Origin of the sequence: Pigmentiphaga litoralis (assembly GCF_014651835.1) — a bacterium.
Lineage (GTDB): Bacteria > Pseudomonadota > Gammaproteobacteria > Burkholderiales > Burkholderiaceae_B > Pigmentiphaga > Pigmentiphaga litoralis.
On record NZ_BMXQ01000002.1, the window covers coordinates 574,751 to 587,471 of the forward strand.

The 12,721-nt window shown below is 64.2% G+C and carries 13 protein-coding genes; 8 read left to right on the forward strand and 5 right to left on the reverse strand.

Annotated features, from left to right (window positions below; translation table 11 throughout):
- Positions 1 to 6 precede the first annotated feature (6 nt).
- Positions 7 to 1,059, forward strand: coding sequence for a 2,5-dihydroxypyridine 5,6-dioxygenase NicX family protein (locus IE116_RS21130; RefSeq protein ID WP_189615210.1), 1,053 nt, complete (start codon positions 7 to 9; stop codon positions 1,057 to 1,059).
- On the opposite strand, the gene IE116_RS21135 is transcribed toward IE116_RS21130, so the two are convergent.
- From IE116_RS21135 to IE116_RS21145, 3 genes are all read right to left on the reverse strand, one after another.
- Positions 1,052 to 1,858: an amidohydrolase family protein gene (locus IE116_RS21135; RefSeq protein WP_189615211.1), complete on the reverse strand. Its 807-nt coding sequence runs from the start codon at positions 1,856 to 1,858 to the stop codon at positions 1,052 to 1,054. The two genes, IE116_RS21130 and IE116_RS21135, sit on opposite strands and share 8 nt — an antisense overlap.
- A 71-nt stretch (positions 1,859 to 1,929) precedes the next feature.
- The gene (locus IE116_RS21140) at positions 1,930 to 2,928 is read right to left on the reverse strand and encodes a Bug family tripartite tricarboxylate transporter substrate binding protein (RefSeq protein WP_189615212.1); all 999 of its coding nucleotides are present in this window, start codon (positions 2,926 to 2,928) and stop codon (positions 1,930 to 1,932) included.
- Positions 2,929 to 3,069: 141 nt separating this feature from the next.
- The gene (locus IE116_RS21145; RefSeq protein ID WP_189615213.1) at positions 3,070 to 3,987 is read right to left on the reverse strand and encodes a LysR family transcriptional regulator; all 918 of its coding nucleotides are present in this window, start codon (positions 3,985 to 3,987) and stop codon (positions 3,070 to 3,072) included.
- A gap of 108 nt (positions 3,988 to 4,095) precedes the next feature.
- On the opposite strand from IE116_RS21145, the gene IE116_RS21150 reads away from it, so the two are divergent.
- Together IE116_RS21150 and IE116_RS21155 are read left to right on the forward strand one after the other, a co-directional pair.
- Complete coding sequence (locus tag IE116_RS21150) at positions 4,096 to 5,094, forward strand: Bug family tripartite tricarboxylate transporter substrate binding protein (protein ID WP_229828666.1); 999 nt, start codon at positions 4,096 to 4,098, stop codon at positions 5,092 to 5,094.
- A 2-nt stretch (positions 5,095 to 5,096) separates the two neighbouring features.
- Positions 5,097 to 6,074 (forward strand): amidohydrolase family protein, encoded by a 978-nt coding sequence (locus tag IE116_RS21155; protein WP_189615214.1) that lies wholly within the window; start codon positions 5,097 to 5,099, stop codon positions 6,072 to 6,074.
- Positions 6,075 to 6,082: 8 nt separating this feature from the next.
- Here IE116_RS21155 and IE116_RS21160 read toward each other — a convergent pair whose 3' ends face one another.
- A complete protein-coding gene (locus IE116_RS21160) occupies positions 6,083 to 6,793 on the reverse strand; it encodes a TetR/AcrR family transcriptional regulator (RefSeq protein WP_189615215.1) in 711 nt (236 codons plus the stop codon).
- 113 nt (positions 6,794 to 6,906) lie between these two features.
- Here IE116_RS21160 and IE116_RS21165 point away from each other — a divergent pair, with 113 nt between their 5' ends.
- The 5 genes from IE116_RS21165 (at position 6,907) to IE116_RS21185 (ending at position 11,599) form a co-directional block, all read left to right on the forward strand.
- Positions 6,907 to 7,542: a GntR family transcriptional regulator gene (locus IE116_RS21165; RefSeq protein ID WP_189615216.1), complete on the forward strand. Its 636-nt coding sequence runs from the start codon at positions 6,907 to 6,909 to the stop codon at positions 7,540 to 7,542.
- A 102-nt stretch (positions 7,543 to 7,644) separates the two neighbouring features.
- The gene (locus IE116_RS21170) at positions 7,645 to 8,616 is read left to right on the forward strand and encodes a tripartite tricarboxylate transporter substrate binding protein (protein ID WP_189615217.1); all 972 of its coding nucleotides are present in this window, start codon (positions 7,645 to 7,647) and stop codon (positions 8,614 to 8,616) included.
- 27 nt (positions 8,617 to 8,643) lie between these two features.
- Positions 8,644 to 9,642 (forward strand): Bug family tripartite tricarboxylate transporter substrate binding protein, encoded by a 999-nt coding sequence (locus tag IE116_RS21175; protein WP_189615218.1) that lies wholly within the window; start codon positions 8,644 to 8,646, stop codon positions 9,640 to 9,642.
- Positions 9,643 to 9,671: 29 nt separating this feature from the next.
- On the forward strand, positions 9,672 to 10,733 hold the full coding sequence (locus IE116_RS21180; RefSeq protein WP_189615219.1) for an isocitrate/isopropylmalate dehydrogenase family protein: 1,062 nt from the start codon (positions 9,672 to 9,674) through the stop codon (positions 10,731 to 10,733).
- Positions 10,734 to 10,735: 2 nt separating this feature from the next.
- Positions 10,736 to 11,599, forward strand: a complete 864-nt coding sequence (locus IE116_RS21185) for an amidohydrolase family protein (protein WP_189615220.1) — start codon at positions 10,736 to 10,738, stop codon at positions 11,597 to 11,599.
- A 104-nt stretch (positions 11,600 to 11,703) separates the two neighbouring features.
- Here IE116_RS21185 and IE116_RS21190 read toward each other — a convergent pair whose 3' ends face one another.
- Entirely contained in the window at positions 11,704 to 12,720 is a 1,017-nt protein-coding gene (locus IE116_RS21190; protein ID WP_189615221.1) for a M48 family metalloprotease, read from the reverse strand.
- Between the last annotated feature and the right edge of the window lies 1 nt (position 12,721).

Consider the following 12,721-nt stretch of genomic DNA (forward strand, 5'->3'; position numbering starts at 1 on the left):
CTCAACATGGCTGTCAGCGATGCAGACATGGTCAAGGCCTGGACCCAGGTCCTGACGCTGTCGAAACTCAAACCCGGCGATATCGTCACTGTACTGACTACCGAAGGCGTGACCCACCCGCAGACCCTGCGCACCGCGATGACGGCGGCAGGTCTGCTCGGCGCGACGGTGAACCGGCTGGACCTGTCCCCCGTGAATGGCGAGAAGTCATTAAGCCGGGACACGCTGGCCTATCTGGGCACCACGCCCTTGACCGGCAACCGCGCGGCCATTGCCGCGCTCAAGGCCAGCGATCTCGTACTGGACCTGATGACGCTGCTGTTCTCGCCCGAGCAGCACGACATCCTGCAAGGTGGCGGCAAAATTTTGCTGGCGGTGGAACCACCTGAAATCTTGCTGCGCATGGTGCCGACCGAGGCCGACCGGCAACGCGTCAAGGCATCGGCTGCGCTGCTCGAAGGCGCAAACACGATGCGGATCACGTCCGAGGCCGGCACGGACCTGACCTGCCCGCTGGGCGAATTTCCCGTGGTCAAGGAATACGGTTTTGTCGATGAACCGGGCCGATGGGACCACTGGCCCAGCGGCTTTGCATTGACCTGGCCGAACGAAGGCGGCACCGAAGGCCGCATCGTGGTCGACAAGGGCGACATTCTGCTGCCCATGAAGTCGTATGTGAACGAGCGCATCGTCATGGAAGTACGCGGCGGCTACGTGCGGTCGATCACGGGCGGCATGGATGCCGACCTGCTGAACGACTACATGGAATCGTTCAACGATCCGGAAGCCTACGCCATGTCGCACATCGGCTGGGGCATGCAGGACCGCGCGCGCTGGTCGACGCTGGGCCTGTACGACCGCGAATCCACCATCGGCATGGACGCCCGGGCCTTTGCCGGCAACTTCCTGTTTTCCCTCGGCCCGAACAACGAAGTGGGCGGCTCGCGCACCACCGCCTGCCACATGGACATTCCGCTGCGCCGCTGCACCGTCACGGTAGATGGCAAGGAGGTCGTGGTGGCGGGCAAGGTGGTGGAAGAGGCGATGGCTGTTAGTTGAAATACAGCCGCAAGGCGTTTTCGCCCATGATCTTGCGGCGCTCGGCGCCGTCGGGGACGACGTCGGCCAGCCAGTCGATGGTGCTCTGGTACGTCGTCGCTTCGTCGCCCACGAACGGGCAGTCGCTGGCCCACACCATGTGGTCGGTGCCGACCTGGCGGCACAGTTCGCGCGCCTGTTCGGCGGCCTGCGGGCCAAGGCGGTAGGCGCCGGACAGCTTCACCCAGGTGCGGCCATTCTCCATGGCGCGCGCCATGGCCTTGAAGCCTTCGCTATGGATGCCTTGCACCGGATCGGGCCGGCCGATGTGATCGAGCACCAGCTTGACCCCCGAGCGTTCCAGTTGCGGCAGCACCTGCGGAATGCGCGGGCCGTCCAGATGCAGGTGCACGTGCCAATCCAGTTCGGCAATCCGATACAGGAATTTGCGGTAGTCCCAGCTGTCCAGGTCGGGCAGGCTCTTCATGCTGATGAAGGGCAGGCGCACGCCGACGACGCCGTCGCGGGACATCTGCTCCATGGTGTACAGATCGGTCGATGGATCGAGGATGACGGTACCGCGCCACCGGGGCCGCGTCCGCAAGGACCGGATCACGTAATCGTTGCAGTCACCCCAGGGGCTGGCCGCGGCAATCACGCAGAACTGCACGCCGTGCGCGTCCAGCACGCCCTGCAGTTCCTCCGCCGTGAATTCGTAGGTCGGCGCATGCCGCGGATCGGGCACCAGCGGCATGTTCTTGCGGAAGATGTGGACGTGCGTATCGACCAGGGGGCGATCGCCGGCTGGGGTGTCGGTCATGGTTCAGGTCCTTGTAGCGGAATACGGCGGGTGCGGCAGAGGTGTCGTCGCGGGGTGACGGCTGCCGGCGGTCATTGCGGTTTGATGCCGGCCTGACGGATCACGGCGGCCCATTTTTGCGTGTCGCGGCGGAACACCTCCGCCAGTTCGCCCGGCGTGCTGGGCTTGGGATCGGTGCCCAGGTCGAGCAGGCGCTGGCGCACGTCGGGCATGGCCAGCACTTCGCGCATGTGGCGGTTCAGGGTCTGGACCACGGTGTCGGGCACCCCGGCGGGGGCGTACAGCGCGTTCCAACCGGTCACTTCGTATCCCGGCAGGCCCGCTTCGCGCACGGTGGGGACCTTGGGCAACCAGGACGACCGCGTGGGCCCGGTGGCCGCGATCACTGCGACCTGTCCGGCGTCGACTGCGCCTTTGAGCGCGGCATAGGATTCGAAGGCCACATCCACGTCCCCGCGCATCAATGCGGACAGCACTTCGGACGTGCTTTTGTAGGGCACGAGGTCGGCATTCAATCTGGCGACCGACTTGAACAATTCACCCGACAGGTTCTGCGTGCTGCCCGGGTTGATGGTACCCAGGGTCAGCCGGCGCGTCTTGCCCGCGGCGAGCAGGGCGGGCAGGTCGGCAATGGGGCCGTCCTTTTTGGTCAGCAGGATCAGGTCGAAGTAGGCCAGCGTCGAGATCGGCGTGAAGTCCTTTTCAGGGTCGTACTTCAGGCTGAACAGCGACTTGCCGATCGCGGTGCCGTTGGTAAACAGGATCAGCGTGTGCCCGTCCTTGGGCGCGCCCAGGGTGGAGGTTGCCGCGACCACGCCGCCTGCGCCGGGCCGGTTCTCGACGATGATGGGGTGGCCGAGCCGCTCGCCCAGTTTCTGCCCGATCAGCCGCATGGAAATGTCGGCCAGGCCGCCGGGGCCGAAGGGCACGATCACGCGGATGGGTTGCGACGGGAAGGTGCTTTGCGACAAGGCGGCGCGAAGCGGGGTCGTCAGCGCTGCGCCGATCGCGGCGCCCTTGAGCAGGCTGCGCCGCCCACGATTCGGCGGTGCATTGAAAAAGGTGGGCATGCACGGTCTCCGTTGATGTGCCTGGCGGGTCGGCCAGGGGGCCTGTCGGGCCTCGGAGAAAGTGTAGGTAGGGCACGGGACGCGAACAAATGAATTGTTCGTGCCGACCCATGCGCCAGATTCATGTCATGCCCAAGGCTGTCATGCCCCGTCGTGTCCTTCCCTTGCGCGCGCCTTGATCAGGTCCACGGCCTGCTCCTTGACCCACGCATCTTCCGCGCTCAGCACCGTGTCGCGCCGGGTCACCACGCACAGGGCGCGCACGACGGGCGGGTCCGTGATGGGCAGCGTGCGCAGTCCATGGCCGTTGACCACCGACAGCTTGGGCACGATGGTCAGGCCCAGTCCACCCCGCACCATTTCCAGCGCCATGCCATTGTGCTGCGCCTCATACCGCCAGCGCAGCGTGTCGCGCTGCGTGCCCAGGGTGTCGTCGATCGTCATGCTGTTACCCGACGGCAGGCTGATACGGATCAGCGATGCGTCGTGCAGGTCCTGCCAACGGACGTGACTGCGCGATGCGAGCGCATGGCCCTCGGGGCATACCAGCACGAAAGGTTCGTCGATGATGCGTTCCACGGCCAGTTCAGGCCGCGCGCTTTGCAGCACCGTGATGCCGAAGGCCGCGGTGCGTGACGCGACCAGTTCAGCGATCTCGATCACCGAGTTGTCGAACACCCGTACCGGTACGTCGGGCCAGCGGTCGCGGCAGGCCAGCAGGAGCGGCGTCAGGATGCCGATGGCAACGGTCGGCAGGCAGGCGATGGTGAGCCAGTCATTGGCATGCTGCCCGTGCTTGCGCACCGTATCGCACGAACTGGCCAGTTCCTTGACGGCGCTGCGGGCCCTGGGCAACAGCGCGCGGCCGGCTTCGGTCAAGGTGACTTCGCGCGTGGTGCGAACGACCAGCCGCACGCCCAGGCTGTCTTCCAGCTTGCGCATGCGGTGGCTGATGGCGGTCTGCGACAGGTTCAGCTGCGACGCGGCAAGCTGGAAGCTGCCGGTTTCGACAATGGCCAGGAAAGCCTGGATACCAAGGAAATCAATCTGCGACGACATGGCGTCCGAAGTGAAAAAGGTTCATCGATAGCTGCATACAAATCATTTGTCCGGCGTCCCTGCCGATGCTGTACTGCCGGGACAAGAACCCTGACCAGGAGACACGACATGCGCCAGCACAGATGGCCCGCGCTTTTACGCGGCATGCGGATGACCGCCGCGTGCATCGCCGCCGCCGTGCTTGCGGGCATGCCCGTGATTGCGCAGGCGGCCTACCCCGACCGGCCGGTCCGGCTGATCTTACCGTTTCCGGCGGGGGGCACGGTCGATGTCGTGGCGCGCCTGGTCGCGGGCAACCTGGGCCAGCAACTGCATACGCAGTTCGTGGTCGAGAACGTTCCCGGCGCGGGCGGCACCATCGCCACCGCGCGCGTGGCGCGTGCCGAGGCCGACGGCTACACCGTGTTGTTCACGACGCCCAATCACACCATCAACCCGTCGATCATCGCCAAGCTGCCCTTCGATACCGAGAAGGATCTGGTGCCGGTATCGCTGGTGGCGCAGATCCCGGAACTGGTTGTTGCGAATGGCAACCAACCGTTTACCGACTTCAAGGGCTTCGTGGCCTATGCCCGCGCGAACCCGGGCAAGCTGGACTACGCGTCGGCCGGTGCGGGCACGCTGCCGCACGTGACCATGGAACTGCTGCTGCAGAAGCTGGACATCAAGGTCACGCACATTCCCTACAAGGGGGCGGCTCCGGCCATGAACGATCTGCTGGGCGGGCAGGTCGCCCTGAAGATGGACACGATCGCCACATCGGCGCCGCAGATCGGCACCGGCAAGTTGCGGCCCCTGGCCATCGCGAGCCTGAAGCGGTCGCCGTTGATGCCCGATGTGCCGACCGTAGCCGAATCCGGTGTGCCCGGCTATCAGGCCACACTGTGGATGGGCATGCTGGTGCCGAAGGGAACCCCGCCCGCGATCATCAGTACGCTGAACGCCGCCATCGCTGCGGTCGCGCGCCAGCCGGCGTATCTGAAACAGCTGGAGGCGGCGGGCGTCGAGTCTGTCGCCACGGGGCCGGATGCATTCCGGACGCTGATTCATCAAGAGATCGGGCAGTGGGCCGACGTGGTCCGTAAATCCAACATCAAGGCGCAATGAACATGACGTCGACCGTGCCGGCCCGCCTGTCGCCTGCAGCATCCGCGGCATCGCCTGCGTCCTCGCCCCAGGCGTCGTCAGTGTCACGGCCCGCCCCGCCGCGGACCCAGCCGCCGGATCCGCATCCGCATCGTCCGCGCACCGCATGTCCGCCTGGCGCGATCGACTGCCATGTGCATCTGTTCGGCCCCGCCGCGCAGCACCCGTTTCATCCGGACAGCAAGTACGTGTCCGACGACGCGCTGCCGGAAACGAACATCGCCTTGCAAGACACGCTGGGCCTGGCCGGCGCCGTCGTGGTCAGTGGCGGCGGATATGGCCGCAGCACCACGCATCTGGCGCAGGTGCTGGAAGCGCATCCGGAACGATTCAGGGGCGTGGCCTTGCTTCCGGATGACATTACCGATCAGGCATTGGAGCGGCTCGATGGACTGGGCGTGGTCGGCGCGCGATTTGTCAGCCCGGGGCATCGGGGAGACCTGCCTCGCCTGCCGTCTTCCATGGTCGGACGCGTGGCGGACCTGGGATGGCATATCCAGTACTACCCGTCGGGATCGGATCTGCTCGATCATGCCGACGCGCTCGAAGCCCTGAACATGGTGGTCGTGCTGGACCACTTTGCCGCGCTGCCCGCGGGTGGCGGCGTGAATCAGCCTGCCATGCACCGGCTGTTGCAGTTGCTCGATACGGGGCGGTTCTGGGTGAAGCTGTCGGGCCCGATGCGATGCACCGAGGGCGACTATCCCTATGATCCCGTCACCCCGATTGCGCAGGCGCTGATTGCCGCGGCGCCAGAACGTCTGGTGTGGGGCACCGACTGGCCACACGTCAACATGAACGGCCGCGGCATGCCTAACGACGGCGATCTGTTCGACCTGCTGGCGACCTGGGCGCCGGACGCGGCCGTACGCCAGCGGATCCTGGTCGACAACCCAAGGGCCTTGTACGGCGCATTCGGGAAAGGTATGACGACGGCGTAAACGGCCGCTTACGGCGCCAGCAACCCCGCCGTCACGAACCGCGTGACCTGCTCGATCAGGTCATTGGTGTCTTCGGGGTCGTACACCCCGGGCGGCATCATCTCTTCCATCCGGTGCGTGTCTGAAAACGCATACAGATAGGTCCCCACCATGAAGGTCACGCGCCAGGTCGCATCCAGTTCGGACAGGTGCGGCAGCGCCGCGCGCAGGGCATTCACATAGTCGCGCGTGGACGTGCCGTAGGCGTTGGTGCGCAACTGGTAGGAGATCTGCGGCGGTTCGGTATGCAGGCGTGCCTGCAGGCGCAAAAACGAACGCCCCTCGGCCGTATCGCGAAAGGCCAGCGTCGGCGTCAGGAAGGCCTGGACGATGTCGCGCACCGACGGCTTGTCCGAACTCGCTTGCAACGCCGCCAGGTTGTCGGTGCGGGCGTCGGCAATGATCTGGCTGCGGCGCAGGAACACTTCTTCGAACAGGCCATACTTGGACCCGAAGTAGTAGTTGATCAGCGCCTGCGTGACGTTGGCTTCGTTGGCGACTTCGCGCAGGGTGGTGCCGGCGTAGCCCAGGTTGGCGAAGATGCCTTCGGCGGCATTCAAAATCGTTTCCCGTACGACGCTCGTGCCTTCCGGCCGGCCCGGGCCTTTCTGGGTGCCGCGCTTGGGTTTGCGCGAGGGCTGCGCGGCCACGTCGCCGCGGCGGCCGGTCACTGCATTCATAATCGGTCGCTTAATTAATTTCGCAAGCCTCCATGCTACGGGGTTTCCCGAGGAAATTCGTCAGTAGTTTGCAGCATATATGTTTGTATGCAAAAATATACCCAGAGACGCATATGCCCATAGCCAAGACCAATACCCAGGCGCTTGCCGCCTACAACGAGATCAAGCAACGCATCCTGACCGGCCTGTTCACGGCCAACGACAGGCTGCGCGAGATCGACGTGGCCAACCAGCTGGACATGGGCCGCACCCCCGTTCGCGAAGCGCTCAAACGCATCCAGGACGAAGGCCTGCTGACGCACGAACCCCGCCGCGGGCTGGTCGTTACGCAAATGGACCAGCAAGGCGTGTCCGAGCTGTACGCCATGCGCGAAGTGCTGGAGGGCGCGGCCGCGGGCTTTGCGGCGCGGCACGCAACCGATGCCGAGATCGCCAACATGGAAGCGATCCTGGATGAAGCCGGCCACGACGCCGACCCGGTCGCGCTGAACCTGCAGTTCCACCAGGCCATCTACAGCGCCGCCCACAACCGCCATCTGATCCGGTCGCTGCAATCGTTGACGGACACCACGTATCTGCTCGGACGCAGCACGCTCATGACGCCCGCCCGCGCCGAAAAAGCCCTGATCGAACACCGCGCGATCGTTGATGCGATCCGTACGCGCGATCCGCAGCGCGCCGATGCCGTGGCGCGTGCGCACATCCATCAGGCCCTGCTCGAACGACTGAAGATGCTCAGGCAACGCTGACCGCGCGGCATGGATGGCGCGCAGCATCCTCGGGGCATCCGGATCGACGACCTCAGCCAAAAAAACACAAGAACACCCCCATTCCCTTTGGAGACACGACCCATGAACCGCACCCCCTTCTTGCATTGGACCGCCGCCGCCGCGCTGGCCGTCCTTCCGACGCTTGCCTTCGCGCAGAGCTATCCCGCGCGGCCCATCACGCTCGTCGTGCCGTTCGCGGCGGGCGGCGGCACCGACAGCATTGCGCGTGACGTGGCCAAGATGCTGGGCGACAAGCTTGGGCAGACCGTGGTGGTGGACAACCGGGGCGGGGGCGGCGGGTCGATCGGCGCCACGATGGTGGCCAATGCCAAGCCCGATGGCTACACCTTGCTGTTCGCCACGTCGACCTTCGTGACCAACGCGGCATCGGAAATCAACGCAACGTATGACGTCGAAAAGTCGTATGCACCTGTGGCGATGATCGGCCGCGGTCCGCTGTTCGTGGTGACCAGCAAGGAGTTGGGCGTCAAGAACATCACGCAGTTGCGCGCGCTGGGCCAGGCGCGTGCCGACGGCATCAATTTCTGCTCGGCTGGCAATGGCAGCATCAACCATCTGGCGGGCGAGCTCTTCCGCCAGCGCAGCGGCCTGAACATGACCCACGTGCCCTACAAGGGCAGCGGCCCCGCCACGGTGGACCTGCTGGCAGGCCGCGTGCAGCTGTTCTTTGCAACGGTGCCGACGATCCTGACGCACGTGCAGTCCAACCGTGTGGACCTGCTTGCCGTTACCGGCGCCAAGCGCTCGCCGCTGTTCCCCGAGGTGCCGACCATGGCCGAAGCAGGCGTGCCGAATTTCAACATCACGACCTGGTGGGGCGTGCTGGCCCCGGCCAAAACGCCGGTTGCACTCGTCAACCAATTGAATCAGGCCATCAACGAAGTGGCCGCTGCCGACCTGGTGCGCAATCGCCTGGTGCATGAAGGCGCCGACCCCATCAGCGGCTCGCCCGCCGACTTCAAGCGCGCGCTGTCCAGCGAACTTGCGCTGTGGAAGGGCGTCGTCAAGACGTCGGGCATGAAGCTGCAATAAAACCCGAACAACACAGGAGATAACCCTATGAACCCTTCCTTCCAACCTGCCCGCCGCCATGTGCTGGCGGCTGCCGCCGGCGCCCTGATGTTGAGCACGCTCAGCGGCGCGGCCCTGGCGCAGGACAGCTATCCGTCCAAGCCCATCACCATCATCGTTCCCTACGCCCCCGGCGGGCAGGGCGATGTGTTCGCGCGCCTGATCGGCGAGCGGCTCGGCACGGCGCTCAAGCAGCCGGTGATCGTCGACAACCGCCCGGGCGCATCGGGTGCACTGGGCACCCGTATCGCGGCGCGCGCCAAAGGTGACGGCTACACGCTGCTGCTTGGCCAGACGGGCGAGATGGCCGTCAACCAGTTCGTGGTCAAGGAACTGGGCTACGAGCCGCTCAAGGACTTCAAGCCCGTCGTGCTGGTGGGCGACGCGCCGCTGGTGATGGCGGTGCCCGCCAATTCGAAATACAAGACGCTGCAGGATCTGGTGAAGGCCGCGCAGGTCAAGCCCGAGGCGGTCGCATATGCGTCCTCCGGTACGGCCACGCCGGGCCACCTGGCCGCTGCCGCGCTGGCGCTGGGCGTGAAATCGACCATGGTGCATGTGCCCTACAAGGGCGCGGGCCAGGCCATGACCGACCTGCTGGGTGGCCAGGTGGACTTCTTCTTTTCGAGTGCATCGGCGGTGATGGGGTATGTGACCACCAACCGCCTGCGCGCGTTGGCCGTGTCGACGCCCAAGCGCATGCCCACGTTGCCCAACGTGCCGACCGTGGCTGAAAGCGGTGTGCCGGACTTCAGCTTCAGCCTGTGGGGCGGCGTGTTCGCGCCCGCTGAAACGCCCGATGCGATCGTGACCCGCCTGAATGCCGAGATCAACAAGATCCTGGCCGAACCCGCAATCCGTTCGCGGCTCGAAGCCGATGGCAGCGCGGTCCGCCAGAACACCCCGGCCGAGTTCGCCGACTTCGTGAAGCGCGACGTGGCCAAGTACCAAGGCCTCGTCAAGGCCACCGGCATCCAGGCCGATTGAATCCCCCAAACTTCCTTAAAGGCTAGACCATGAAAATCGTAGTGATCCCCGGCGACGGCATCGGTCCTGAAACCATGGCCACGACGGTCGACGTTCTGGAAGCCGCATCGAAGCGGTTCAACCTGAACCTCGACCTGCAGCACGACATTGCGGGCCACGAGAGCCTTAAGCGCAACGGCGCAACCGTGACACCTGCACTGCTCGAGAAGGTGCGCGCTGCCGACGGGCTGATGCTCGGCCCCATGGCCACCTATGACTTCAAGGACGAAGCCAAGGGCGAAGTGAACCCGTCGAAGTTTTTCCGCAAGAGCCTCGATCTGTACGCCAACATCCGACCCGCACGGACCTACCCTGGCATGCCGGCCCGCCTGGGCGAGTTCGATCTGGTGGTGGTGCGTGAGAACACCGAAGGCTTCTACGCCGATCGCAACGTCGAGTCGGGTGGCAGCGAAATGCTGATCACGCCGGACGTGGTGATCTCGCTGCGCCGGATCACGCGCCTGTGCTGCGAACGCATTGCGCGCTCGGCCTTTGAACTGGCGATGACGCGCAAGAAGCACGTCACGATCGTCCACAAGGCGAACGTGCTCAAGATTGCCGATGGCATGTTCATCGACATCTGCCACCAGGTCGGCAAGGAATTTCCGGAAGTGACGATCGATGACTTCATCGTCGACGCGATGATGGCCCACGTGGTGCGCGCACCGCAGCGCTTCGACGTGATCGTCACGACCAATATGTTCGGCGACATCCTGTCCGACCTGACGGCCGAGCTGTCGGGCAGCCTGGGTCTGGGCGGCTCCTTGAACGCGGGCACCGACCACGCCATGGGCCAGGCCGCGCATGGTTCGGCGCCCGACATCGCGGGCCAGAACATTGCCAACCCGTTCTCGCTGATCCTGTCGGCCGCCATGCTGCTGGGCTGGTATGGCCAGCGCAAGGGCCAACAGGCCTTCAATGATGCAGCGGCTGCGATCTTTGACGTGGTGGCCGATGCCATCGCGGCGGGTGAAGCAACGCGTGACGTGGGCGGCAAGCTGGGCACCAAGGAAACGGGCGAAGCCGTCGTGCGCCGCCTGGCCGCGGGCTGAGCATGACCGAGGCGACCTTCCCCGCGGGCAGCTGCGACTGCCACGTGCATGTGATCGGCCCGGCGGATGCCTACCCGATGGTGGACGACCGCCACTACACGCCGGGGCTGGCGTCGCATGACGACCTCCTGGCGCACCTGGCCCGAAACGGCCTGTCGCGGGCGGTGATCATCCAGCCCAGCGTGTATGGCACCGACAATCGCTGCACCCTGGACAGCGTGCGCCGGCTGGGCGACGCCGGGCGGGCCGTGGCAGTGGTTGACGATCGCATCGATCCCGGCCTGAAGGAGCTGCATGCGGCCGGTGTGCGTGGACTGCGCGTGAACGTCGAAAGCGCGGGAGCACGTGACCCGCAGCGTATCGTCGACGCCCTGGTACACTGGACCGGACAGGTGGCGCCGCTGGGGTGGCACGTGCAGGTCTATGCGTCGTTGACGGCGCTGGCCGCCGCCATTCCCCTGTTGCCATCCTTGCCGGCGCCCATCGTGCTGGATCACTTTGCCATGGTGCCAGCGGGTACGCCGCTCAGCGCCCTGGATGTGATGACCGTGCTGGGGCTGGTGCGTGACGGGCGGGCTTACATCAAGCTCTCGGCGGCCTACCGGATCATGCCGGTGGAACCATTGGAAGGCGATGCGACGGCGGTTGCTCGGCTGGCTGCGGCGTTCATTGAAGCCAATGCCGAGCGGGTGCTGTGGGGCAGCGACTGGCCGCATACCAATCGGGAGCCGGGCAAGGGACCGCTCGAAGTCAGCGCCTATCGGAAGATCGCCGGGCTGGTTGACGCCGCCATGGCGTGGATGCCGGATGCCTCTGTGCGCCAGCAGGTGATGGTGGACAACCCGGCGCGGCTGTACGGGTTTTGAGAGCCCGGCAGCTCCTGAAACATGGCTGGAACTAGTCTCCAACGTGCAGTCGGCATCCTCTTGTGCGGCCAACTACAAAACATGTGGAGTGCCGCTCTATGTATTTAGTCAAAATGGATTCTGAGCGTAGCTGGAACTTGTAAAGTATTTCCCTTTTCGTCGCGCAGATTGAAGTGATGCCGCAACTGAACTGTAGATTGCGACTTTAGTCTTGCCGCAGATGCTATCGCGGGCGGCAGATAAATGTTGTTGTCGTAAGTGTGCTGCCCTTTATCCGCAATAGGAAACGATCCACCGAGAATTCTGTTGAAGCGCTCTACATTCGATAAAGGCGTTCCGTCCAAAAGAGCCCACTGCACGTCTTCACTCTCCACTTGTACGCCGACACCATTTAATTCCGAGAAAATATAGCGGACATGGTGGTACTTGGTCGGTTGGATAGAAACCGTATCAGGCACTGGCACCACGCGCACCGCGGCCTTTAAAGGAGAGGGCTTTGGAGCGCGGCCAATGCAGTCGTCGAAGCCGCGCTTAGCTGCTGCGAGACTTGTTGAGCGTGATGGGTAGTCTCCCCCACCGGACTCGGCGCGCATACGGAACATAAAATCTTCAAGGGCTGCTGAGTTTCCGCTAAGCGATGCAACAGCGCAGCCTGCGCTCTGGTCCGCTTCGGTTTCTTTTTGAAGGTACGTCAGGTCTTTACGACTTTCAAAATGTCGATTCGTAATGTGACCCAACTCATGCCCAAGTAATGCAATTACCTGTATCTGGTCCTTGCCGATCACTTCGCGCAGCCAGACTTTATTAATCGCAATGTAGTCCCCGTCCGGGATGCCAGGCTCTGCTTGTATGTGAGTAGCATAAGCTGCCCGTATATACGTGTCGCAAAGCGCTATATCGATCTTTCCTTGGAATGACAATCTTCTCATTATCTCTGCAACAATTTTTTCGATTTCTGAGGGGGTAAAGCCCAAAGCCGGGGTAATGCGTCTCTTCTCGGCCAGATGGCTCTTGATGCATTGCGCTACATCACCGTCGCCGATTACAAAGCTCGCGCTAAAAACGGCGGAGCCGTATAGCAATGCGCTGCTTAAGAGCAGAATGCTAAGCGCGCGCTGCATG